We start from the raw sequence: 24374 nt of genomic DNA, 5'->3' as shown, positions 1-24374 counted from the left end.
TCCGGCGCCCCGCGCCGGAACCCTGGCACCGCGTTTTGGCACACCGCATGCATTAGCTCTGCCGAGACCACAGCCAGCACCACCGCTGCGGAACTGGACGAACGAACGGGACAGGCAACTCATGACGCTGGCAACACACCCACATTCATCGCACACCCGTCCGGCGTCCGGCGGGTCCCGTTCCTGGAGGCACTTCGTATGAAGATCAAACGCTTTGTCGCCCCGGACATGCGCACCGCATTCCGCATGGTGCGTGAAGAACACGGCCCGGACGCGGTGATCCTGTCCAACCGTCGCACCGCCGAAGGCATCGAGATCGTCGCTGCCAGCAATTACGACGAAGAGCTCGTGCAGCGCGCCCTGGAAACCGCGCGCTCCGACACCCCGGCCACCGCACAGCACCAGCAGGCTCCCGCTCAGCCGGCGCCTGCCCCGCAAGCCCCGGCCAAGCCCGCTGCACCGGTGCACGCCCTGCTCAAGCCGTCTGCCGACGCCGAGGCAAGCCAGCGCCAGCGCGTCGCCAGCGCCGCCGACGACATGATTGCCGCCATGGCGCTGCGCCAGCCGGTCAGCGTGCCGCGCCAGGCGCCGGTCGCCGCGCCGGTGCGTACCGCCAGCATTCCTTCGCCCGCTGCCCAGGCACTCGCCCACGCGGTTGCCGTCACCGCCGCGCCGCGCCAGGAACACGCGCTGTCGGCCGTACCGGAACAGTTGTTCGCCGACTTTTTGACCACGGCCCCGGTGCAGCGCCCGGCCGTCCCGGCCACGGCGGTGCAGGCGCCCGCGCCGGTCGCGGCGGCAACGGTCACCGCCCCGGCGTTTGCTGCCGCAGGCCAGGACGACGACGCCTTCGCCGACGAAGCCGACTTCGATCTGGACGACGCCCTTCCGCAGATCCTGCCGCCGGCCGCGCTGCCGCCGATCGTGGTCGCCCCGCCCGCCCCCGCTGCGCTGGCCGCAGTGCCGGTGGCGGCCGCGCCGATCCCGCAGAACGACGAAGAACTCAAGCAACTGCGCGGTGAGCTGGCGCTGATGCGGCAGATGATCGAGCGCGAAATGAACCGCCTCACCGACGAGCGCCTGCGTGGCTCGCCGGTGCGCGCCCAGGCGCTGGAACTGATGGACGACTACGGCTTCGACGCCGGCCTGACCCGCGATATCGCCCTGCAGATCCCGGCCGATACCGAATTGCACCGTGGCCGCGGCCTGATGCTGGGCTTGCTGTCCAAGCGGTTGCCAGTGTCCCCGGTCGACCCGCTGGAACGTGGCGGCGTCATCGCCCTGGTCGGCCCGACCGGCGCCGGCAAGACCACCACCATCGCCAAGCTCGCCCAGCGCTTTGCCGCCCAGCACGCCCCGCGCGACGTGGCCCTGGTCACCACCGACACCCAGCGCGTGGGCGGCCGCGAACAGCTGCACAGCTACGGCCGCCAGCTCGGCATCGCGGTGCACGAGGCCGACAGCGCCGAAAGCCTGCTGGACCTGCTCGAGCGCCTGCGCGACTACAAGCTGGTGCTGATCGACACCGCCGGCATGGGCCAGCGCGACCGCGCCCTGGCCGCCCAGCTGAACTGGCTGCGTGCCGCCCAGCAGGTCACCTCGCTGCTGGTACTGCCTGCCAACGCCCATTTTTCCGACCTCGACGAGGTCGTACGCCGCTTCGCCCACGCCAAGCCCCAAGGCGTGGTGCTGACCAAACTCGACGAGACCGGCCGCTTCGGCAGCGCCTTGTCGGTGGTGGTCGACCACCAAATGCCCATCACCTGGGTGACTGACGGACAGCGGGTCCCTGACGACCTGCACCGCGCCAATGCCGCCAGTCTCGTTCTTCGCCTTGAAGATTTGCGGCGCGCTGCCGATAAGCCCTGTACTCCGGAGCACAACCATGCAGTCGCGTGAATACGCCAAGCTGACCAACGCCTTCCCCCTGTCGGCGACCCGTCCCGAGCCTTTGGGCCCGGTGCGCACCATTGCCGTGACCGGTGGCAAGGGCGGCGTGGGGAAAACCAACATCTCCGCCAACCTGGCCGTGGCGCTTGCCGACATGGGCAAACGCACGCTGCTGCTGGACGCCGACCTCGGCCTGGCCAACCTGGACGTGGTGCTGGGCCTGGCGCCCAAGTACACCCTGGCCGACCTGATTGCCGGCCGTTGCACGCTCGATGAAGTCATCATCGAAGGCCCCGGCGGCGTGCTGGTGGTGCCGGCCGCCTCCGGTCGCCGCCACATGGCCGAACTGGCCCCGGCCCAACACATCGGCCTGGTCAACGTGTTCTCCGAACTGGAACGCGACCTGGACGTGATGGTCATCGATACCGCCGCCGGCATCACCGACAGCGTGCTGACCTTCTGCCAGGCCGCCCAGGACACCGTGGTGGTGGTCTGCGACGAGCCGGCCTCGATCACCGACGCCTACGCGCTGATCAAGGTGCTCTCGCGCGAACGCGGCGTGGACCGCCTGCAGATCATCGCCAACATGGTGCGCGACCCCAACGAAGGTCGCTTGCTGTACGACAAGCTCTCGCGCGTGTGCGAAAAGTTCCTCGGCGATGTGTCGCTGAACTATCTCGGCCATGTGCCGCAGGACGACTGGCTGCGCCTGTCGGTGCAGCGCCAGCAACCGGTCATCAAGGCCTACCCCGCCAGTCCGTCGGCGCAGGCCATCGCCGAAATCGCACGCCGTACCTCGCGCTGGCAGGCCCCGACCGTGCCGCGCGGCAACGTCGAGTTCTTTGTCGAACGCATCATCCAACGGGGAGTGGCCGCATGAGCACCGCTACCGCAACCACGGCCAGCGCGCAGTACCGCGCCGTGCAGCGCAACAACGCCAACGACGTGGTGACCCAGCACGCCGACCTGGTCCGCCGCATCGCCCACCATCTGGCGGCGCGCCTGCCGGCCAGCGTGGAAGTGGACGACCTGATCCAGGCCGGCATGATCGGCCTGATCGAAGCCTCGCGCAGCTACGACTCCGAACAGGGCGCTTCGTTCGAAACCTATGCCTCGATCCGCATCCGCGGCTCGATGATCGACGAGATTCGCAGGGGCGACTGGGTGCCGCGTTCGGTGCACCGCCGCGCCCGCGACGCTGCCGCCGCCGTGCGCAAGATCGAACAGAACACCGGCCGCGCCGCCGCCGCCACCGAAGTGGCCGCCGCGATGGAAATGCCGCTGCCCGATTACCTGCGTCTGATGGAAGATGCCGCACGTGGCCAGGTGCTGAGCCTGGAATCGCGCATCGAAGATCACGGCGAGCTGGACACCACCGCCAAGGGTGGCCCCAACCCGCAGCAGATGATGGAGCGTGGCGAATTTGGTCGCGAGCTGGGCAAGGCCATCGGCCAATTGCCCGAGCGCGAGCAGCTGGTGCTGTCGCTGTACTACGAACAGGAATTGAACCTGAAGGAAATCGGCGCCGTGCTGGGCGTCAGCGAATCGCGCGTGTGCCAGATCCATGGCCAGGCGGTGGTGCGTTTGCGTGGCCGCCTCAAAGTCTTCGAACTGGCCGATGCCGGCGTCGAAGTCGACGACTGAATTTTTCGCGTAATTTTTCGTGTTAGGAGCTTGATGTGAACAAGAACATGCGGATCCTGATCGTGGACGACTTCTCGACGATGCGACGTATCGTCAAGAATCTGTTGGGCGATCTCGGCTTCACCAACACCGCAGAGGCCGAAGACGGCAACAGCGCCCTGGCGGCGTTGCGTGCCGGCCCGTTCGATTTCGTGGTCACCGACTGGAACATGCCCGGCATGACCGGCATCGACCTGCTGCGCAACATCCGCGCCGACGCCAAGCTCAAGCACCTGCCGGTGATGATGGTGACCGCCGAAGCCAAGCGCGAGCAGATCATCGAAGCGGCCCAGTGCGGCGTGAACGGCTACATCATCAAGCCGTTTACCGCCCAGACGCTGGAAGAAAAGTTGGGCAAGGTGTTCGAACGTCTGGCGGCGACCGCCTGATGAACGCGACCATGGAAACCGATGCCGAACGTGCCGCGTTGATCGAGCGCCTGCAGAACGCACTCGATGCACTGGAAAGCGGTGACCAGGTCGCCTGGCGTCGCGAGGTGGATCATCTCGCCGCCCTGCGCACGCGCCCGATGATGCAGAGCCTGAGCCGGCTCGCCCGCGAACTCGGCCAGGCGCTGGGCGAGCTGCCCACCATCCCCGAAGAAGCCGGCGAACTGGACGATGCCTGTTCGCGTCTGGACCACGTGGTGGAAATGACCGAAAAGGCCAGCCATCGCACGCTGGATCTGGTCGAAGAATGCCGCGAGCTAGCCAACCAGCTGCGCAACGGCGGGCTCAATCAGGACCAGGGCGCGCTGCTGGAAAAGATGCGCCACAACCTGACCGAGCTGTCGCTGGCGCAGAGCTACCAGGACCTGAGCGGCCAGATCATCCGGCGCGTGGCCGGTATCGTGCGGCGCGTGCATGAAGGCTTCGGTGCGCTCGGCCTGCCGCCGAAGAACATCGAACCGAAGAAAGACGACGGCGGTCTTGCCGGTCCTGCAGTCAAGGGCCTGGACCGTCACGCGGTGTCGCAGGACGATGCCGACGACCTGCTGTCCGGATTGGGGCTGTAACCATGAGTGCTGTTCCAGACGATATTGCTGCCGATTTCATCGTCGAGGCCCAGGAAATCCTGGATCGCCTCGGCGAACAGTTGGTCTCGCTGGAACAGGCGCCAGAAGAAGCCGACCAGCTCAACGCGGTGTTCCGCGGCTTCCACACGCTCAAGGGCGGCGCCGGCTTTCTGGCGATCAAGCCCATGGTGGAGCTGTGCCACGCCGCTGAAGAAACCCTGGGCATGGCGCGCTCGGGCCAGGCGGTGCTGCAGGCGCATCACTTCGATGCCGCGCAACAATCGCTGGATTATCTGCAGGCCATGCTGGATGCCATGGGCTCGGGCGAAGCCGTGCCGCACGCACCGGCCACGTTGATCGCGCAGTTCGACGCCAAGAGCGCCCCGCCGGCGGTCAAGGCCGCGCCGCAGGCGGCCGCGGCCAAGCCGGCTGCCGCCGCACACGGCGACGATGCGCATGCGCCCGCCCCCAAGGCGGCCGGCAAGGGCGCCGCCAAGACCGGCGCCGAAGCCGAACAGACCGTGCGCGTGGACACCAAGCGCCTGGACGCCATCGTCAACCTGATCGGCGAACTTGTGCTCTCGCGCAACCGGCTGAAGACCTTGCGCACCCGCCTGCGCGACGAAGAACTGGACCGCGCGGTCAGCACCCTGGACATCGCCACCGCACGCCTGCAGACCGCGGTCATGCGCACCCGCATGCAACCGGTGAGCAAGGTGTTCGCACGCTTCCCCAAGGTGGCCCGCGATGTTGCGCGCACCTTGTCCAAGGAAGTGGAGCTGGAACTGATCGGCGCCGAAACCGAGCTCGATCGTAATCTGGTCGAAGCCCTCGCCGACCCGTTGGTGCACCTGGTGCGCAACGCCATCGACCACGGCATCGAATCGCCTGCCCTGCGCGAAGCCACCGGCAAACCGCGCAGCGGCCATGTGCGCCTGTCGGCGCAGCAGGAAGGCGACTACGTCAGCATCGAAATCCAGGACGACGGCGCCGGCATCGACCCGGAGCGCCTGCGCGAAATCGCCCGCAACAAGGGCCTGATCGACGCCGAAGCCGCCGCGCGTCTGAGCACCGACGAGTGCTTGCATCTGATCTTCATGCCGGGCTTCTCGACCAAGGTGGAAGTCACCGACATCTCCGGCCGCGGTGTCGGCATGGACGTGGTGCAGTCGCGTATCCGCGAACTCAGCGGGCAGATCCAGATCCAGTCTGAACTGGGCCGCGGCAGCCGCTTCATGATCCGCGTGCCGTTGACCCTGGCGATTCTGCCGACCCTGCTGGTGCAGGCCGGCGAAGCGGTCTACGCATTGCCGCTGGCGCGCGTGGTGGAAGTGCTGCATGCACCGCAAACCTCGCTGGGCTGGTTCGACGGCCGCGCCGTCCTCGACCGCCGCTCGCACACCCTGCCCCTGATCGACCTGCGCCGCTGGCTGGGCGTACCGGCCGAACAACCGCCGCTGCTGACCGTAGTGTTGCTGCAGGCCGGCGAAACCCGCTTCGGCCTGGTGGTGGACCAGGTCCGCGGCCGCGAGGAAGTGGTGATCAAACCACTCCCTCGCGCCCTGCGCGGCCTGCCCGGCTACGCCGGCGCCACCCTGATCGGCGACGGCCGCATGGCGCTGATCCTGGATGTGGATGGATTGCGCTCCAGCGATCATTGAGGTTGGGGATTCGGGAATCGGGAATCGGGAATCGGGATTGGGAGAATCGGGAATCGGGAATCGGGAATCGGGAATCGGGAATCGTCAAGACGATCCTGGTTGCCTGATCTAATGACAACGGCCGCGTACTGCGGCCGTTGTCGTTTCACTACCAGCATCGCTGCCGATCTATGCCGCTACGCGCGCAGGCATGGGCGCGATGATTTGGCGACGTGGAAGTGAACCTGGAACCGTTATTTGGTTGCTAACGTCCAGGCGCAGGCGCCTGTTGTGCGGCCTGCGACTGCGCTTGGTCGTAGGCGTGCACGGCATTCTGCTGGTCGGCCATGTAGAGGCTCTGGCGCATATCGGGTGCCGGCGTCGTTGCGTCCACCTGCACACGAAATCCTGGCGTCTTCCCAGCCACAAAGATATGGTCATCACGCAGGACGGCACCGGCGAGCTGGTCAACCCGTTCCACACCGGCCTGCTTTGCGGCAATCATCACCTCGGCGACTTTGGTATCGGAAACTGATGCCGGCAGCTGTCCACGCAGGGTGTTGAAATACGCACGATCCGGATGCGTGTCAGGGAACCTGTCATGCGCCTGGTCCTGCAAGCGCGACACATCCTTGTTGATCCGGTCAACATCGCTGCTGGTCACAAGGTCCCGTTCTGGATCTCCCTGGGGGCGCGCCAGGCGTGGATCATCAGGAAACAATTGCCTGAGGCGTGGATCGTTCAAACCGGTCGCCAGATCACCGTGACGCAGCGCTTCATATGCCTGACGCGCAAGCGCATCCTGCCCGGAGGTCTGATCGCCGAGCCGGCGGCCGGCTTCGTTGTTCCACAAGTCCATCCGATGTTCGTAAGGATCATTTGGATGGGCCGGCCCAATCTCGGCCTCATCCCCGAACTTACGTGCAATCCACTGTTGCCCTAACGCGAGCTGGGTGACACGGCCGCTGGTATACGCATGCCGAAAGGCATCGAGCTGATCGTTGTGCCCCTGCGACTGGAACGTCCCATCGGGACGCTTTGCCAAGGTGATGCCGCTCAACTGTTCGTAGTGCCGATACGCTTCCTGCTCGATCTCACGCTTGGCGCCCTTCGGATCGGTGATATCGACCATGGCTCAGCCTCCCTGCGCTGCCTTCTGAAACTCGATAGGCCCTTGATAGCCCGGATACTTCTTCTTGATCAGGATGCGATCGGATGGCGTCACACAGCTATCCTCAAGGGAATTGGCCACATGTGCCTCATCCACGAAGAACTCTTCATAAGGCAGCGGCAGCACGGATGTCTCCCCGCCCTGATCGAACTTGAGCAACAAACTGTCGTCGCGCTCGAAGCACAACGTCTTCCAGGCGAAATCAGTCAGCGTCCCGGCCTCAACCACAGCCGAGTCCTTGCCGGCCAACAGCGTCAGAACATGCTCGGAGAACTGCTTCTTTGAAATCGGCGGCTCAGTCATGGCGCATCCTGCAAAGGCGGCAACGACCACTGTGGCCACTGCCGAAACGTGGGGGCGGAAGATAGCGAATGGCATATGACGCGGCTCCTTCCTGCGGTAGAGGGAGAGTTTCTACCAGAAGGACGCAGTGTACGCATCTTTGCAAAAGTGGCGATTCCTTCTTTGCCAAATGTCCAAGCCCCAAGCTGCTGAGAAGACCTTTGACGTTGCGACGGCCGTTTACATCAGATTTGAGTAGTCGCCGATCTGATTGCATATCTCCACAGGTGGCTCATCCACCTTGACGACTCTTCGCAGGTCTCTTTCAGACTCCGCCTTTGGGGCAACGACACGGTAGACGAGATAAAACTCTCGGTCACGCTCCCAAAGACTGAATGTCGAAACTTCGGAAAATCCAAAACCTCTGCCGTTCGAAGACGCAACCTCAAAGTTGCACTCAGCATAGGCACCGAATCCACAACTGGCATCCAGGTAGCGCAATCCGTCTCTCCCACCAAGGTCAAAGTGATATGAGCGCCCATTTTCATCTTCGATGATCTGCGGCGTGATTTTCAATGCCCGGTTTACACCTGCGCTCTCCCAGTCCCGGGACTCTGCACAGAGTGAGAGATCGTGCAGCTCATGGGCACTAGTCTCGGCAAATATCGAGGTGCAACCTGTTGTAACCAGGAGCAAGACCAGTATGCAGTTAAGTACCCTTACGCTCACGGACACACTCCAGCCTTCGCCGCTGTGAGTGCCAGCGTACCGGTGATGTATAACATCTCATCGCGTCATCGACGGGCCAGCCTGGGTAACGGCTTGCTGCGATTGCTCCAGCGCCTGCTGCTGCTCGCGCGCCTGGGCCTGAGTCTGGTTGATTGCCTGCAGGCGATCGAACGACTGGGTCTCTGGTGTCTGCACGGCGTCCATGATCGACATATGGGCACGCTGGTGAGCTGGGTCATTCAGAGCGCCCTGCACGACGAAGACCCTTTCGCCGGCGGCTAGCTGCGGTGTTGGGTTATTGAGCACCACATGGTCCACCCGCGACAATCCTTCCTCTTTTGCCAGCGCAAGCAGGCTGGCGGTCATGCGCTGGCTTGATGCATCCCACTCCCTGCCATGCAGGGCGTCTAGCTGCGTCACGCCACCCTTGATCTGCTGGTAAAGCGCGTGGTCTGGGTGGCCTGGCTGTGAAGGCGTCTGCGCCGGGGACCGTGGCGATTGTGGGTCGCGCTCTCGCAGCTCCTGCTCCAGCGCCTGAGCAGAAATCGGCGAGACGTGCAGGTGAGTGTCCTTGCTGTGCTGGAAGAGCCCAGGGGTTGGCGGCTGCTTACTACTGTCCAGGTATGGCATGGGACGGGTGTCGCTGCCCAGGTCAATGCCGTTGTGCTCCAAAATTTCTTCATTGAATCCCAGGCGTTGCATGTCCAGGATCATTGGCTGCTCCGGCTCGCCGGGCTTTGACTTGTTGTAGTGTCGCTCGTAGATGGCGGCTGTGCCGACCACCCAAGGACCGTAATGGTTGACGTAGTCGGACTGGCCCGCATGACCGATACGGGTGTCCTTGACCGACTTGTCGAAGTAATTCGCTCCCATTGCCTCGACATTATCCGCCGTGGGCGACAACGTCAGGTCGCTATTGAACGTCAGGTTTGCCTTGGGCGTATAGATGCTTGGATAACCGCTGCGCGTGACGAAATCTCTGGCCCGACCATCCGCAAACAGGTAAACATCTTCAAGCGTAGGATTAGGATTACGACTCTTGACCGCGCTCACGATAGCGTTCCATCCGGCTATTTCGGCCGTTGCTTCGTCCGCACGGTTACTGGCCAGCACCTTCTCGCCAGCAGCAGTGTAATCATGCGTGCTACGGGCAATTTTTATTGCCTCTGTTTTGAATTGTTCCCGCGCAAGCGCAGCAGCGGGACTGTAAAGGCTATGCTGAACTTCATGTCCCAAGACGAAAGTCAAATCGCCTGCTGCTGCATGCTTGCCGTTGGCATCATTCACCAGCGCTGCAAGCGGCAGGTGAATTTCCTGATCGCGTGGATCATAGGTGCCTCCCGCATGCGGATCGCTTAACGGCGCGAAGCCTTTCAGCACCTTTTTCTGCACCGCCTCGTTGATCTGGCGGGTCAACTCGGGCGAATCGTTCAGGACCCGGTTGAAGTTGTCCAGATGCTCACGTGTGACACCTGGTTGCTGACCAAATGACGCCACCACGGCACTTGCTTCTTGGCTCAACATGCCCGCTCCTTGGACTAGCGAATCTGAACCCACTCGACGCACTGATGAGTAGTGCGCGCTAAAGGTTCGTCAGCCTCGCCACGCGGGAAGAGCTCTACGCGCATCCCTGGGCGTTGAAAAATATCGCTCATCCATCGCCCATCTTCGACAAGATTGCGCTGCCGCGAAAAACCCATTTTCTCGAGGTGCGCCGCAAATGCCTCGAAGTCGATCTGGCAGATATCCGACATAGTCGGAGACGCTTCTGGCGGATTAGGCAGGAACAGGAACTCGAACCATGCTCCCTTTACTTCGGTTTTGTTGACACCAAACCCGTAGTTCCAGTTTCGGGTCAGCACTCCGCTGGCACCGAACCGCCCGGAACCATCATCGCGATGCTGTACCGACTGGCCCATTGCTCGAGACACATGGTCGGCAGTGAACGATTCAATACTGGTGCTTGTGCGAATCAGCTCCAGTACCCGCTCCAATGCTTCCTGCGCGGTACGTGGTCCACCTTTGGAAGGATCTGCAGGTACGCGATCGGCTGAGGAACGCATGGCAGATGTCTCCGTGACGGTTGCCGGGGCTGGGGTGGCTGCTGTGTGGGCGCATGCGCCCAGGGCGAAGATGGCGAGCAAGGCGTAGAGGGGGCGCGCGATCATGAAGCGTCCGTTGTGCGCTGGTGTGGATGCGACGCTAGTGGCATCGGGTACCGAGGTCAATCGCAAGGTCTCTGGCAGTTGCAGCATCATCGCCGCACGTTGCGCGCCTTGGCCGGCACCTCCACCGGCGGTAACACCTCCATCAGCAATTGCCCCGCGCTCGCGGTGATGCGCAGCTTGGTGCCGATGGCAAAGCCAGTTGTTCCAGCCATAGGCCGCTGAGGCGGACATGGGGCACGTGCTGGTCGCCGCCGTGGTCGTGCGCGCCGGGGTAATGTGTGTAGCTGACGGTCCATTGGCGCGGGCGGCGCCGCGGGGGGGTGCGGGTAGCGTGCCGGGGCCTTGCGGGGAGGCGTCCGGGTCGGGCGGCAGCATCGGTGGCAGGGGCGATGCCGCCCGGGCAGTGGCGTTATCTGCTGGTCTGCGAGAAGTTCTGAGCTCCGCGCGTCGTTCGCCACTGGATCCACGCGATCGCGGCGACGAAGAAGACGCTGCACAGGTAACTGCCTTCCGGCCCTTCCGCGCCACCGGTCAGGGTGTCGAGGCCTTGCGGGCGCAGCGCCACCAGCAGCGCCGGCAAGTGCACATTGATGCCGGTGACGGGCAGTTCGAAGCCGGTCGCGAGCAACCAGTTCCACCCCGCGTGCCAGCCCATCACGCCCCAGATATTGCCGGTCCGCAGCGCCCAGGCGCAGGCGAACAGCGAGAACAGGAACTTGCCGAGCATGACCCGGGGCGGCTGGTGCGGACTGAAATGCAGGAAGCAGAAAACAAGCGACACCAGCAGCACTGCCACCGCGACATTGGTCTTGCGCGCCACCACCGACAGCATCCAGCCGCGGAAGATGACTTCCTCCACGCTCGCCTGGAACATGAAACTCAATAGCAGCAGACCGATGTGCAGCAGACTGATGGGCGAACGCCAGGCCTGCCCCAAGCCCGCCGCCTGCATGCCGCCAGCCATCCAGATCGCGACTGCGACCAGCGCGATCGTGCCGAATCCAACGGCCAGTCCGCGCAGGAAGGTCTTCAGCGGCGCCGGACCGGTCAGCCCGATACTCGCCAGCGAGCGCCCTTCGACGAAGCGTACCCAGGCGAGTACGGCCGCCAGCGTCGGCGCGAAGCCGATCCACAGCAGCGCATACAAGCCAGCGAGGCCGATCGGATCGCCGCGCGGCGTCGACCAATGCTGCGACTGCATCCACCCGTCCAGCGCGATCACCGGTACCGCGTTGAACAGGATCATCAGGATCGGCGTCAGCCAGGCCCAGGGCAGCCAGCCGCGGGCCGGATCGGGCGAATACAGGGCAACGGGGGGCATGGGGGCTCTAGCTCGACGTGATCGCCGCTGCAAGTTGCCATCCGCGCGGGGGCGTGGCAACCCGTTTGCGACCAAGCCACAGAAGCGGCCGATGAATCACCCGGATCGCCGACAAAATGGCGCTGAGTCGTCGCCCGTGGTGTCCGCTTTGGGTGGCGGTTTCATATGTTCGATGAAACACAGACAGCTACCCAAGCAGCAGCAGTGTTGCGGACGAAGCGAAGGACAAGGCTTCAGTACACCGACAAATAGCGGTTCCAGATAACGGTTCCAGGTTCACTTCTTCAGCAAGTTCCGGCTCCAGGCCGCATCGCCGGATGGTTCGATTGAAACAAGGTTTTGTAGAACGCCGTAGCCGGCCCCGCGGCCCTTGCGCACACCGGCGATGGACGCACTGTTTCTTTTAGGTGCGGATGACGAAAGAAGTGCACCTGGAACCGTTATTTATAAACGCATTTGCGCGCTTGTTCGTAAGCTGTGGTAGGAATGACCACATCGAATTGCTTAGTGGTTGGGATAAGCGTAGCGGGCTCCGAAGAGCGCAGCAGGAAGGCATCGCCGCCTCCCTCTCGACGGAACCAACCGACGTGCATCCCGGGAAGGCCGGTCCCCGCCTTACGGAAGGGAAAGCGCATAGCGCTAGCGTCTGCTGCTTCGTCCCAACGCAAGGCGCCCAATGGCACAACGACACTATCCGTCCCGGCCCGCAGCATGAGGGCATTCCCACTGATGCTCACGCGTGCGCTCCTAGCTTGCCAGACCAAGAAACCGGCTATCGCTACATTGGCCAAGACAACGATCACAAGAGCCCCCTTCTTCAGCGGTGTCGGGGCCTTGCCAGCAAAGTAGAGAAACGCAACGAAAGCCAGAGCGAACACGAATGGGCCAAAAATACTTAAGTATGTTTTCCCATTGGCCAAGTGCAGCGGGATGTCACAGTTCATAGCTGACTTCCTATTTAAGCTGTAATGGTACGCATGCCGTATTGGTACACGGCATCCACTATTGTCTCGAATGACGATTCCTCGAAGCCAATCAATCCAACCTGCTGCATGGCGCGAAGATAAACGCCTAGCTGGCGCCCGAAGTCGTCAACAATCGCTTGCGCCTGTGGACTCAATGGTATGACCGTCCCTTGGATTAACGAATGTAGATCCATTCAACGCAGTGGTGCTCCACCCGCTCCTGCGGTGCATCAGCCTCACCTCGTGGAAACACCTCCACGCGCATGCCTGGGCGGCTGAAGAAATCACTCATCCATCGCCCGTCTTCCACCATGTTGCGTTGACGTACAAACCCGATGTTTTCCAGCTTCTTGGTAAACGTATCGAAATCGATCCCGCAGATCTCCGTCATGGATGGGGAAGCACCCGCTTGCGCTGGAATAAAAGTGAACTCGAACCAGCGCCCTGCAGTAGGCGTCTGGTCCATGCCAAAGCTGTAACCCCACTCACTGGTAAGCGGAGCACTGGCGCCGTAACGCTTGGGATCAGCTGCCGCACGCGTCACCGGGACCCCCATTTTGGACTGCAGGTAGTCAGGTGTCAGATCGTCCAGTCCGTCAATAGCTTGAATCAATGCAAGCATGCGGGTGAGCGCATCCTCTGCCGTTCGTATCGGCCCACTGGGCTCACTGCCAGCGGGAGTGACTGCGGATTCGGATGAGGAACGCATGGCCGATGTCTCCGTGACGGTTGCCGGGGCTGGGGTGGCCGCCGTGTGGGCGCATGCGCCCAGGGCGAAGGCGGCGAGCAAGGCGTAGAGGGGGCGCGCGATCATGAAGCGTCCGTTGTGCGCTGGTGTGGCTGCGACGCTAGTGGCATCGGGCGCTGAGGTCAATCGCAAGGCTTCTGGCAGTGATCGACGTGACACTTGGTAACTCCAGGCTCATTGCCGAAATCATTCAAAACTTTCAAAGCATCAGGACTGAGTGACATGTCCGCTCCTTGGACTTAACGGATGTAGACCCATTCGACGCATTTGTGCGCTACCAACGCTTGCGGTCCCGCAGCCTCACCTCGCGGAAAGACCTCTACTCGCATTCCTGGGCGCGTAAAGAAATCACTCATCCAGCGCCCGTCTTCGACGATGTTGCGCTCACGCGCAAATCCCATCTGCTCAAGCTGCTGGGTAAAGCGATCAAAGTCTAGGCGACAAATTTCGGTCATCGCAGGCGATGCACCGGCCACATTGCGATCGAAGCGGAATTCGAACCATCTGCCATCAAGCTTGGTTTCATCGACTCCAAATCCATAACTCCAATCCCTAGTGAGCGGGCCGAAGGCCCGATATCGGCGTTCGTCGCCTTTCACGAACTGAACCACCTGCCCCATCGTGGAATTCAGACGCTCGGGAGTGAAGTCGGAGATGTTCTGGCTGCCCTTGATCAACACAAGCAGCTGACCAAGCAAGCCTTCCGCAATGGGCTTGTTGGGCGGCACAGTGGTAGGACTGGATGAATTCATGGCGGATGTCTCCGTGACGGTTGCCGGAGCTGCGCCGCCCGCCGCGTGGGCGCAAGCTCCCAGAGCCAGGGTGGCGAGCAAGGCGTAGAGAGGGCGCGCGATCATGAAGCGTCCGTAGTGCGCTGATGTCGCTGCGACGCTAGTGGCATGCGGCACTGAGGTCAATCGCAGGTCTCTGTCACCCGCACCATCATCGCCGCACGCTGTGCGCCCCTGGCCGGCGCCTCCGCCGGCGGTAACACCTCCATCAACAACTGCCCCGCGCTGGCGGTGATGCGCAGCTTGGTGCCGATGGCGAAGCCCAGTTGTTCCAGCCACAAGCCGCTGAGGCGGACGTGGGGCACGTGCTGGTCGCCGGCGTGGTCGTGGGCGCCGGGGTAATGGGTGTAGCTGACCGTGCATTGGCGCGGGCGGCGGGCGCGGCGGGGTGCGCGCAGCGTGCCGGGGCCTTGCGGCGAGGCGTCCGGGTCGGGTGGCAGCATCGGTGGCAGCTTGGTGCGGTCGGGTTCCACAACGACCCACTGCACCCGCTTGGGCGGCGTGGGGCGCGCACGCGTGCGGGTGGGCCGCGTGCTGGCAGATGTGGTGGGTGGGCGGTGGCGTGTCATGGCGCCTCCGATTGACGGCGGGTAGCGCTGGGTGCAGCGACGCACTGCTGCAACGCCACGTCGATGCGTGCAGAAAGGCTATGCAAAGCCTGCGACAACACGCCGGGCTGGTTGAGCAACTGCTGCGCAAGATCGTCGCTGGCCTGATCAACGGCCGCGCGTGCGGCCAGCCGGCGCAGTACTTCGCCTACTTCGCTCAGAAAGCTGTGGGCGGAAGCTGGCAACAGATAACCCGGCACCGAAGCCGGCATGGATGGTGCGATAGACATGGCAACGCCCTCCTGGAACAACCCAAGAACCGCCGCCAACGGCGACGGGATGTCGGGAGGTTCGAAACCGCTCATAGCCGGCGGGCGTATTCCCCTTGCGGGTGTTGTATTAGCCGCCCTCCCGACGCAGGCATCGCGTCGGCTTGTACCTGCAGGATGCAGGCACAAAAAACCCACCGGTTTGACGGAGGTGGGTACCGCTATGAGAGGAGTTTCGACGCTCCTTGGCCGTAGATTGCAAGTGCACGGTCTGGTGTGTCAATACACGCTGGCGGGTCTCGCGCGGCTGTGTGCGCCGATGAAGCAGTTCCATACGGGCCACGCAAGCCGAGCGCCCTCGCCTGACAAGTGCACCTGACCCTTCACGGTCCGATGCGAGCGCGGGAGCGTCGCGCCCATACTGCCGCGTTTCAGGCATAGGCGCGTGGTTTGGCGACTGCCAGGCTGCAGTGGAAGTGAACCTGGAACCGTTATTTCGAATGCACATCTACCGAACGCCATGCCGATTGAAATCTCGCATTGAACCTTGCTAGGCAATAGCCCTCGATGGATCCCCTTCAGGGGATGGGTCAAGCTCCAAGACTGTGCGTGAGGGCGGATGATCAAGAATCTGGATGCCAAGCTTCACAAGGCGCGGCCCGTCCGGCTCATACGTCACCCCGTCTACCAGGCAATCCGCAGCAACTCGCGGGCTTTCTGCGGCGATTCGAGCGTAGTGCTTCCTGGTCCAGCTTAAAACCGCTTTATGTAAGGCTCTCGCGGACTTTTCGTAGTCGGTGCCGTGGTGGCGTAGGCCCATCACGTTCAACGTTATGCCAAGTAAACTGGCACCTTTGAAGTTTGGCCACTCGCTCATCCGGGCGATGTCGTTGTAGATCAATCGCCGCAGCTTGTGCTTCACGATCTTGGTCGCCGGCCCGTCCGGAGCAAACGAGCCAAAGAACTTCCCCCATACATTATTATGCTGCACCGCCCAGCATAGGTTCTTCGGCGCCCTGACAGATGACGCCTGGAACACAATTTCAAACATCAGTTCTGCAATGAGGTCATAAACGTCTCGGTGGTGATCTTTTTCCTTGCGCCGCAGCTTCGTGTAGACAACGTCTTTTCTAGCCTCAAGAATCCTTACTGCTTCAATCGCAAAACCCACAACGACATCCAGTTGTTTCACGCTATTTTCTGCCCACCATTCCGTGGTCGATCCGTTGATCTTGTGTAGACCTATCATGGAATTCTGTATGTCGTGAACCACTCGAAACAGAACGAACGAATGGCGATGTTCAAGTCTACGGTCGACGTCCCCCCGCTCTGAGTAGCGGCCGGGTTTAGAGTCCGGGGTTGATGATATCGGTGTTGGCCAGCTGTTGGGCATACGCAGATGGCGTCATGCCGCCAATGGCCTTCTTGGGTCGCTCCTCGTTGTATTCGCGTCGCCAGCGTTCGATCTCGGTACGCGCATGCAGCAGGGTTGGGAACCAGTGCTCGTTGAGGCATTCGTCGCGCAGCCGGCCATTGAACGATTCGACGTAGGCGTTCTGGTTTGGCTTGCCAGGCTGGATCAGCCGTAACTGCACGCCACGCGCATGTGCCCAGGCCACCATCGCTTTGCCGCAAAACTCCTTGCCGTTATCTGTGCGGATCACCTGTGGCAAGCCGCGACTGTGCGCCAGCCGATCCAGCACGCGTGTCACGCCATGGCCCGAGATTGCGCGCTCCACCTCGATGGCGATCGCTTCGTGGGTTGCATCGTCCACGATCACCAGACACTTGATCACTCGGCCTTCGGCGCTGCGGTCGAACACGAAATCCATCGACCACACCTGATTGGCCTGCGATGGCCGCAGCAGCGGCTGACGCTCTCCTATCAGCACCTTTTTGCGCTTGCGGCGCCGGACCTGCAGCTGCTGCTCGCGGTACAACCGCTCCACACGCTTGTAGTTCACGATGCGTCCTTCCTGTCGTAATTTGAGATAGATCATCCCCACACCATAACGGCGATGGCGATGCGCCAACGCACAGATGCGTTCGCGCAGTGCGACGTTGCGATCTTCGCGCGGGCAATATCGCAGCGCACTGGCGCTCATGCCGATCACTGCCAACGCACGACGCTCGCTGGCACCACGCCCGATCCACTCGCGCACCAGCATGCGACGCGCCGGTGCGCTCACCACTTTTTTCGCAGTGCATCCTTGATCAGGTCGTTCTCGAACAGCTGCTCGGCCAGCAACTTCTTCAGCCGCGCGTTCTCGGACTCAAGGTCCTTGAGCCGCTTGGCATCGGGCACGCTCATCCCGCCGAACTTGCTGCGCCACAGATAATAGGAAGCCTCGCTGAAGCCATGCCGCCGGCACAGGTCCTTGATCGCCACACCGGCATCAGCTTCGCGCAGGAAGCCGATGATCTGTTCTTCAGAAAAACGCTTCTTCACGTCCAATCTCCTCGAGTTAGGGAATTGGACTCCAAACTGAGGTGCTACTCAAAATCGGGGGGGCGTCGCGGCCGCTCGGTGTGGAAGTTGAGTTGCAGGTAGCTGGAGTAGATCTCCTCGTCGACGTTGTAGACGAAGTTGTCTTCGTTGCGGGTCTGCATCGCGCCGTAGGTCTGGTTCAAGTAGCCGATGTAGCCCGGGAAGTTGATCGCCGGGAACGCGCTGGCGTTGACGCCACCGGCCAGGTTGTCCTGCGCGAACAGCAGGCCCGGCGAGAACTGGGTGGCGATGGCATTGCAGCGCCCGTTCCAGTAGCGGTTGTCGTAGTCGCCCGGGTCGGTGCCTGGGCACACCCAGTAGTTGTTGCCGGTATTGCGGTGGATGCCGCCGTCGCGACGCTTGAGGCCAAACTGCAGCGAGTCGACGACCTCGCCATCGAAATGCCAGGTGGTATCGATCTGCGCGTACTGCTGCTGATTGGTGTTGCGGGTCCAGGACGAGCCGGTCGAGCCCAGGTCGACCTGTAGGATGCCGTCGCGCAGGTTTTGCATCAGCTCCGGCGAGAAGGTCATGCTTGGGGTGCCGGTCAGGTCCCAGGCGCTGGCGAAATTGCCGTTGCTCCAGCTGCCGTCGGCGTTCTGCAGGCGCGGCTTGATCGGTAAGGAAAACTGCAGCTCCGGCCCGCCCTTGGCCCAGGTGCGGCCAACCTTGAACGCCACGTCCACCTGCTCGCCACGCCATTCGCCGCCCAGGTCCACCGTCTGCGACTGCGATTTCTCGATGTTGTAGCTGCCGGTGATCTGCGGCGTCGGCACCGTGCAGTCGTCCGAGCCCCAGCCGCCCGGCGGCAGGCCGGCCGCGGCGGCCTGCGCCTCGCTGCAGTAGTAGGTCTTGCCCGGACGCAGGCTGTAGGCGGCGCCAGTGACAATCGTGCCGCTGGGATCGAACTGCAGCCCGTCGAGCAGGCGCCCGCCGCGCCAGTTGCCGTCGCCGTAATAGCGGGCAATGTTCCACTCGGGAATCTTGATGGTATTGGTCTGCGAATTCTGCGACAGGTCAAAGCGGAAGTAGTTCGCGGTCAGGGTCAGGTCGTCGGTGGGCTTGAACTGCAGGGTCAGTTGCCCGCCCTTGCGCTCGCGCTCCTCGCGCTTGGCGTCCAGGCTGACCGCCGTCGGCATCATGAAACCGGTGGAGTAATTGCCGTCCTGGTTCCAGAAACCGGTGCCGCCCCACCAGTTGGCGTTGAAGTCCGACGGATTTCCATTCACGTCGACCGCCGGGCCGACTTCGTCGCGGCCGTACCACTGCCAACTCTCGGTACTGGCATCGAGCGTGCGTGCGGTGCGCTTTTGCTGCGTGTAGCCAACGAAGACACCGAAGCGGTTGTCCTTGTCGTGCCAGGAGTACGAACCGGAGAACTGGCCGTCCGTCTTCTTGCTGGTATCGGACCAGGTGCCCTCGGCGGAAACGAAGCCGGAATTTGGCTCCAGTTCCAGCGGGCGCCGCGTCTGCAGGATCACCGTGCCGCCGATGCCGCCTTCGTCGATGCGCGCTTCCGAGGTCTTGTACAGCTCCGCGCTGCCCAGCAGGTTCGACGGCAGCAGCGTGTAGTTGAACGAGCGCGTGGGGTCGCCGTTGGATTCGGCGGTGGCGATGTAGTTGCCGTTCAATTCGGTCAGCACCAGCTCCGAGGACAAACCGCGCACGCTGACGTTCTTCCCCTCGCCACCGTCGCGGCTGATCACCACGCCGGGCACGCGCTGCAGCGCATCGGCCACGTTCTTGTCAGGGAACTTGCCCACGTCCTCGGCGGTGATGACATCGACCACGGCGTTGGCGTTGCGCTTTTGCTCCAGACTTTTTTCGATCGCGTAGCGGTAGCCGGTCACCGTCACTGCGTCCAGGTCCGTGGCCTGCATCGCGGCCTGGCCCGTGGGCGCCGGCGTGCCGTCGGCCTGCTGGGCGGAGACAGTGGTGGAGGCGGCGCTCGCGAACAAGGCGATGGCGATACCGGCGTACAGCGTGCTGCGGTTGCGTGCGAATGGCGTGCAGTTCATTTCGGTCGTGCTCTCCCAATGGTGATCGGCCTCGGCGGCTTTGTATCGATCCAACGACCGAAAAAAACGCCACGCGAAGTAACGCAAAAACATCCGGCACCGTTGCGGCGCCCGGTTTTCCTGGTCTTCTCCCCTCTTCTGCGCGGATGCGATTAGATCGTTCTAATGCCGTGCAAACTAAGTAGCACAGCCCATGCGCCAACGCATTCTGCCGCGCAGCAGGCCGGCGGCCTTGCAAGCGCCACGATTGCGGCCGGGCTCGCCACGCTTGCACGCGACACGCTACAGCTTGCCTGCTGCAGCAACCGCTCGATCGCGGCCCGCAAGCGCCCTCGCCCGCAACCAGGCGCAAGCGGCTTACCGAGGCGCCTGCGCGCGTTCCATCACTCACCGAGCTCAGCAAGAAGCTGGGTCGACCTGCGTGTCGGCACCTCTTGCCCATGGCCACAGCACGTCGCTTGCCGGCTATCGCCATTACAGGGACGTGCGGTGATGGCGAGTTATCAAAAATGTTGCAGAGTCGAAGAGACGGTTCCCGGCCGCGCTCGCGCCCCTCACCGAAGCCGGGGACCGAAAGCTGCGCCTGGACGTACCCTCACCCCAACCCCTCTCCCGGCGGGAGAGGGGCTTTAGTGCCGCGTCGGTCGTGTCTTCCTGTGTCCGCCTCGGTAACGCATGGGCTGACCTGCGGCACCACTGAGTTCATCGCAACCTTCTACGACCGGGGAACCGGTCCCCGCCCGCGCGATTGCCCGCAACGACGTCGGCAATTCGCAGACCCATCCCCCAGAACGACAACTTTCTGGCGCGCCAACCGGGCGCATCTATCAAGTCCGCCGGGCCTGGGCCGATACCGCATGCATGGACAGACTCAGCGTAATCGGACTGGTGCTGGCGATCGTGGCGATCGTGGGCGGCAGCGTGTTGAAAGGTGCCGGCATTTCGTCGCTGTGGTCGCCGGCTGCCTTCGTGATCGTCATCGTCGGCACGGTGGCGGCGATCCTGCTGCATACCTCGCCGGCGGTTTTCCGGCGCGCGTTCAAGATCCTGCGCTGGGTGATCCAGCCGCCGGCCAGCGATCGCCCGCAGTTGGTGGCGCGTATCGTCGAGTGGAGCAATATCGCCCGTCGCCAGGGCCTGCTGGGCCTGGAAGACCAGTTGCCGCGTCAGGACGATGCCTTCCTGCGCAAAGGCCTGCAGATGCTGGTCGATGGCGTGGAGCCCGAATCCATGCGCCACATGCTGGAAATCGAAGTGGACAACCAGGAGCGTCAGGATCTTGCCGCGGCCAAGGTATTCGAGGGCATGGGCATCTATGCGCCCACCCTGGGCATCATCGGCGCGGTACTGGGCCTGATGGCGGTGATGAAGAACCTGGCCGACCCGGCCATGCTCGGGCATGGCATCGCGGCAGCCTTCACCGCCACCATCTATGGCATCGCCTCGGCCAACCTGCTGTTCCTGCCGGTCGCCGCCAAGCTCAAGAGCGTGATCCATTGCAGCACCAATGAGCGCGAAATGGCGATCGAAGGCCTGATCGCCATCGCCCAGGGCGAGAACCCGCGCAACATCGAATCGAAATTGGCAGGCTACTTGCATTAGCGCGTTATGGCCCGTCGTCGCAAACACCACGAAGAACATGGCAACCACGAAGCGTGGGCGATTCCGTATGCCGATCTGATGACGCTGCTGCTGGCGTTCTTCGTGGTGATGTACGCCATCTCTTCGCTCAACGAAGGCAAATACAAGGTCATGGCGCAAGCGCTGACCAGCGCCTTTGGTGGCTCGTCGAACAAGGCCAGCCCGGTGCAGCTGGGCAAGACCCAGACCCTGGGCGCCGATTACGACCGCCCATCCGTGATCAAGGCCGGCGCGCCGATGGCGGCCTCCAATGGCCCGACCGACCCCACCCTGCTGCCGTCGATGGCCGCGCAGATGCGCATGCCGGTATCGCTGCGCAACCAGGCGCAACTGGCGCGCGCACAGCGGCAGATGGATGCAGTGGAGCAACAGCTGAGCAAGACGCTGGCCCCGCTGATCGACAAGCAACTGATCACCATCCGCCGCAACGATCTGTGGATCGAGGTGGAGATCAACAGCGACATCCTGTTCGGCACCGGCTCGGCCACCCTGGCCGGCGGCGCCCGCGGGACGTTGTCCACGCTGGCCTCGGTGCTGCGCGATGCGCCCAATGGCGTGCGCGTGGAGGGCTATACCGATAACCAGCCCATCGCCACGGCGCAATTCCCCTCCAACTGGGAGCTGTCTGCGGCGCGTGCGGCAAGCGTGGTGCACCTGTTCGCCGACGACGGCATCGCCCCGCAACGATTGGCGATGGTGGGCTATGGAGAATTCCGCGCACGTGCCGATAACAGCACTGAGGCGGGACGGAATGCGAACCGGCGTGTGGTGTTGATCATCCTCGCTGACTCGGCTGGCTCACTCGCACCCGATCCGCCATCGCAATTAAATGCGACCGCCGCCGGGGCGCCCAAGCTTCCCAAGTCTGACGGCGGCCAAACGGCCGTCACCACCGAAAGCGGCACAAGTTCCGTCCCCGCCGTAATTCAAGGAGTGCAGTGACATGCGTATCTGGGCAATCGCCAACCAAAAGGGCGGCGTCGGCAAGACCACCACGACGCTGGCATTGGGTCGCGGCCTGGCCGCGCTCGGCCACCGCGTCTTGTTGATCGACCTCGATCCGCACTCCTCGCTCACCCGCGCCTTCGGCGTGGCGATCGACCCGCCGCCGCGCGGGGTGCTGGACCTGTTCGGCACTCCGCCAAGCGACCTGGCCAGCCTGGCGCATGAAAGCAGCATTCCGGGCCTGTCGTATGTGTGCGCGCAAGCCGCATTGGCCACGCTGGAACGCCGCAGCGCCAACCAGCCCGGCCTGGGCCTGGCGCTGCAGAACGCCATGACCCGGCATGCCGGCCAGCACGACTACATCCTGCTGGACTGCCCGCCAACCCTGGGCCTGCTGATGATCAACGCACTGGCCGCCTGCGACCGCGTGGTGGTGCCGACCCAGGCCGAGCCGCTTGCCCTGCATGGCCTGGCCAGCATGGTGCGCACCGCCGACATGGTGCAGCGCTCGCGCCGGCGCGAGCTGCCGGTGTCGATCCTGCCTACGCTGTTCGACCGCCGCACCCGCGCCGGCACCGAAACGCTGAAGGAAATGCAGGCCACCTACGGCCCGGTCGTCTGGGAAGACGCGGTGCCGGTGGACACCCGAATCTGCAACGCCGCCGCCCTGACCGTGCCCGCCGTTGGCGGCGACTATCCGGGCCGCGGCCTGTCCGCGTATCGCCGCGCGCTGGAATGGGTGCTGGCCGATGACGCGATGCGTATGGAGCAAGCCGCATGAGCAACCCCACCGCCAACGGTGAATTGGACGATTATCTGGAAGGCCTGCTGCACGATGCGGGCGTGGAGAGCGTTGCCCCACCTGCGGCCACCGCAGCCACGGTCGAAACGCCGGCACTTGCGCATGCAGATCTTGCGCTGGCCGAGCCGCCGGTCGAGACGGCCGCACTTCCCGAAGCCGCTACCGTCTCCGAAGCTGCCACCTCCAACGCGATTGCCGCAGCGCGCAGCGCCGATGCGATCGCCGCCGATTTCCTGGCAGAAATGGACGCCGACCCGGCGTTCGCACCGCCGGTCAAGGCCGCGCCCAGCGCTGCCGACATTGCCGCCGACTTCCTGGCCGAAATGGACGCCGACCCGGCCTTCGCACCGCCGGTCAAGGCCGCGCCCAGCGCCGCCGACATCGCTGCCGACTTCCTGGCCGAAATGGACGCCGACCCGGCGTTCGCACCGCCGGTCAACGCCGCACCCAGCGCCGCCGACATCGCTGCCGACTTCCTGGCCGAAATGGACGCCGACCCGGCATTCGCCCCGCCGGCCAAGGCCGCGCCCAGCGCCGCCGACATCGCCGCCGACTTCCTGGCCGAAATGGATGCCGATCCGGCGTTCGGAACCGCGCCCACTGCAGTGGACCTGATCGCCGCCGATCTGCTGGCAGAAATGGATGCCGACCCGGCCTTCGGGCTGGAGGCCGCACCGGTCGCGGTGCCTGCACCCGCCCCGGCACCGGCGCCCGCCCCGGCCCCCCGTGCGGCACCGGCGCCGGCACGCGCGCCGGCACCGACCGGGCTGCAGGCACTGCTGGCACCCGGCCAGGCCGACAAGATCCATGCCGAACGCCGCGCCAGCGAACGCAGCACCCGCTGGCTGCGTCTGCGCTGCGGCGAGCAGACCTATGCGCTGGAATTGCTCAAGGTGCAGGAAGTGGTGCTGCCGGTGCCGCTGCTGCCGCTGCGCGGCACGCCCAGCGCCATGCTGGGCATCATGAACCTGCGGGGCCAGGTGGTCCCGGTGATCGATCTGGGCATCCACCTGGGCTCTTCGCCGGTGGACATGGACCTGCAGACCCGCGTGGTGGTGCTGGAAGAAAACGGCGAAACCATGGGCCTGCGCGTGTCGGCCGTGGAAGACGTCACCAGCCTCACCGATCAGCAGATCGAGCCGCCGGACAACGCCCGGCTGTGCCGCATCTACAACAACCTGTTCCGCGGTGTCGCACGTCTGGGCCATCAGCCGATGATCCTGCTCGATGCCACCCATCTGCTGCATTGATGCGCGCCTA

Annotated in this window: 23 protein-coding genes and 2 pseudogenes; 10 read left to right on the top strand and 15 right to left on the bottom strand. The window is 63.6% G+C overall.

The genetic code is table 11. The features are described from left to right. Nucleotides 1-198: 198 nt before the first annotated feature. From flhF to AC1POX_RS10660, 6 genes are read left to right on the top strand one after another with little or no spacing between them, the layout of a single operon-like run. Nucleotides 199-1899 (top strand): flagellar biosynthesis GTPase FlhF, encoded by a 1701-nt coding sequence (gene flhF / locus AC1POX_RS10685; RefSeq protein ID WP_277575063.1) that lies wholly within the window; start codon nt 199-201, stop codon nt 1897-1899. Further along, nucleotides 1886-2770 (top strand): MinD/ParA family protein, encoded by an 885-nt coding sequence (locus AC1POX_RS10680; RefSeq protein ID WP_005918202.1) that lies wholly within the window; start codon nt 1886-1888, stop codon nt 2768-2770. The genes flhF and AC1POX_RS10680 overlap by 14 nt, the downstream gene beginning before the upstream one ends. Then, the gene (locus AC1POX_RS10675; protein WP_008576048.1) at nt 2767-3534 is read left to right on the top strand and encodes an RNA polymerase sigma factor FliA; all 768 of its coding nucleotides are present in this window, start codon (nt 2767-2769) and stop codon (nt 3532-3534) included. The genes AC1POX_RS10680 and AC1POX_RS10675 overlap by 4 nt, the downstream gene beginning before the upstream one ends. Before the next feature lie 35 nt (nt 3535-3569). Further along, complete coding sequence (gene cheY / locus AC1POX_RS10670; RefSeq protein WP_002813536.1) at nt 3570-3962, top strand: chemotaxis response regulator CheY; 393 nt, start codon at nt 3570-3572, stop codon at nt 3960-3962. Then, nucleotides 3962-4588, top strand: coding sequence for a protein phosphatase CheZ (locus tag AC1POX_RS10665; RefSeq protein WP_005918195.1), 627 nt, complete (start codon nt 3962-3964; stop codon nt 4586-4588). Before cheY ends, AC1POX_RS10665 begins: the two co-directional genes overlap by 1 nt. A gap of 2 nt (nt 4589-4590) precedes the next feature. Continuing rightward, entirely contained in the window at nt 4591-6249 is a 1659-nt protein-coding gene (locus AC1POX_RS10660) for a chemotaxis protein CheA (protein ID WP_029819341.1), read from the top strand. A 244-nt stretch (nt 6250-6493) separates the two neighbouring features. Here AC1POX_RS10660 and AC1POX_RS10655 read toward each other — a convergent pair whose 3' ends face one another. The 15 genes and pseudogenes from AC1POX_RS10655 to AC1POX_RS10585 all read right to left on the bottom strand — a co-directional run. Beyond that, nucleotides 6494-7360, bottom strand: a complete 867-nt coding sequence (locus tag AC1POX_RS10655) for a DUF6973 domain-containing protein (RefSeq protein ID WP_051370111.1) — start codon at nt 7358-7360, stop codon at nt 6494-6496. A gap of 3 nt (nt 7361-7363) precedes the next feature. Beyond that, a complete protein-coding gene (locus tag AC1POX_RS10650; protein WP_029819338.1) occupies nt 7364-7777 on the bottom strand; it encodes a hypothetical protein in 414 nt (137 codons plus the stop codon). Between the two features lie 144 nt (nt 7778-7921). Then, a complete protein-coding gene (locus AC1POX_RS10645) occupies nt 7922-8257 on the bottom strand; it encodes a hypothetical protein (RefSeq protein ID WP_338339274.1) in 336 nt (111 codons plus the stop codon). A gap of 210 nt (nt 8258-8467) precedes the next feature. Further along, a complete protein-coding gene (locus AC1POX_RS10640; protein ID WP_372357121.1) occupies nt 8468-9934 on the bottom strand; it encodes an XVIPCD domain-containing protein in 1467 nt (488 codons plus the stop codon). Nucleotides 9935-9948: 14 nt separating this feature from the next. Next, nucleotides 9949-10578 (bottom strand): hypothetical protein, encoded by a 630-nt coding sequence (locus AC1POX_RS10635; protein ID WP_372357160.1) that lies wholly within the window; start codon nt 10576-10578, stop codon nt 9949-9951. Between the two features lie 86 nt (nt 10579-10664). After that, nucleotides 10665-10953, bottom strand: a pseudogene (locus AC1POX_RS10630) (SymE family type I addiction module toxin). Between the two features lie 34 nt (nt 10954-10987). Beyond that, entirely contained in the window at nt 10988-11899 is a 912-nt protein-coding gene (locus AC1POX_RS10625) for a CPBP family intramembrane glutamic endopeptidase (protein ID WP_029819335.1), read from the bottom strand. Nucleotides 11900-12339: 440 nt separating this feature from the next. Further along, nucleotides 12340-12843, bottom strand: coding sequence for a hypothetical protein (locus AC1POX_RS10620; RefSeq protein ID WP_029819334.1), 504 nt, complete (start codon nt 12841-12843; stop codon nt 12340-12342). 196 nt (nt 12844-13039) lie between these two features. Then, the gene (locus tag AC1POX_RS10615) at nt 13040-13678 is read right to left on the bottom strand and encodes a hypothetical protein (RefSeq protein WP_209262020.1); all 639 of its coding nucleotides are present in this window, start codon (nt 13676-13678) and stop codon (nt 13040-13042) included. Between the two features lie 173 nt (nt 13679-13851). Next, a complete protein-coding gene (locus AC1POX_RS10610) occupies nt 13852-14469 on the bottom strand; it encodes a hypothetical protein (RefSeq protein ID WP_014090097.1) in 618 nt (205 codons plus the stop codon). Between the two features lie 56 nt (nt 14470-14525). Beyond that, complete coding sequence (locus AC1POX_RS10605) at nt 14526-14972, bottom strand: SymE family type I addiction module toxin (RefSeq protein ID WP_372357120.1); 447 nt, start codon at nt 14970-14972, stop codon at nt 14526-14528. Further along, on the bottom strand, nt 14969-15241 hold the full coding sequence (locus AC1POX_RS10600) for a hypothetical protein (protein ID WP_372357119.1): 273 nt from the start codon (nt 15239-15241) through the stop codon (nt 14969-14971). Before AC1POX_RS10600 ends, AC1POX_RS10605 begins: the two co-directional genes overlap by 4 nt. Before the next feature lie 529 nt (nt 15242-15770). After that, nucleotides 15771-16412 carry a hypothetical protein gene (locus AC1POX_RS10595; RefSeq protein WP_372357118.1) on the bottom strand — a complete coding sequence of 214 codons (642 nt, stop codon included), beginning with the start codon at nt 16410-16412 and terminating at the stop codon, nt 15771-15773. A gap of 154 nt (nt 16413-16566) precedes the next feature. Continuing rightward, nucleotides 16567-17669 (bottom strand): IS3 family transposase gene (locus AC1POX_RS10590; protein WP_126952755.1). Its coding sequence is split into 2 segments (ribosomal slippage): nt 16567-17411 and nt 17411-17669, totalling 1104 coding nucleotides; the frame shifts between segments, so codons are not numbered across the junction. A gap of 65 nt (nt 17670-17734) precedes the next feature. After that, nucleotides 17735-19780 (bottom strand): annotated as a pseudogene (locus AC1POX_RS10585) (TonB-dependent receptor); the annotation flags it as partial. An 807-nt stretch (nt 19781-20587) separates the two neighbouring features. Between AC1POX_RS10585 and AC1POX_RS10580 the strand changes: the two are divergent. The 4 genes from AC1POX_RS10580 to AC1POX_RS10565 are packed head-to-tail and all read left to right on the top strand — an operon-like array spanning nt 20588 to nt 24364. After that, complete coding sequence (locus AC1POX_RS10580) at nt 20588-21328, top strand: flagellar motor protein (RefSeq protein ID WP_008576379.1); 741 nt, start codon at nt 20588-20590, stop codon at nt 21326-21328. Between the two features lie 6 nt (nt 21329-21334). Beyond that, the gene (gene motD, locus AC1POX_RS10575; protein ID WP_011347247.1) at nt 21335-22309 is read left to right on the top strand and encodes a flagellar motor protein MotD; all 975 of its coding nucleotides are present in this window, start codon (nt 21335-21337) and stop codon (nt 22307-22309) included. Between the two features lies 1 nt (nt 22310). Continuing rightward, nucleotides 22311-23093 (top strand): ParA family protein, encoded by a 783-nt coding sequence (locus tag AC1POX_RS10570; protein ID WP_011347246.1) that lies wholly within the window; start codon nt 22311-22313, stop codon nt 23091-23093. Next, nucleotides 23090-24364 (top strand): chemotaxis protein CheW, encoded by a 1275-nt coding sequence (locus AC1POX_RS10565; RefSeq protein ID WP_057680728.1) that lies wholly within the window; start codon nt 23090-23092, stop codon nt 24362-24364. Before AC1POX_RS10570 ends, AC1POX_RS10565 begins: the two co-directional genes overlap by 4 nt. The last annotated feature ends 10 nt before the right edge of the window (nt 24365-24374 follow it).

The sequence above is a fragment of the Xanthomonas sp. NCPPB 3442 genome (assembly GCF_056725145.1).
Note: the sequence above shows the minus strand (reverse complement) of the source record. Positions and strands in the feature narration are given on the sequence as shown.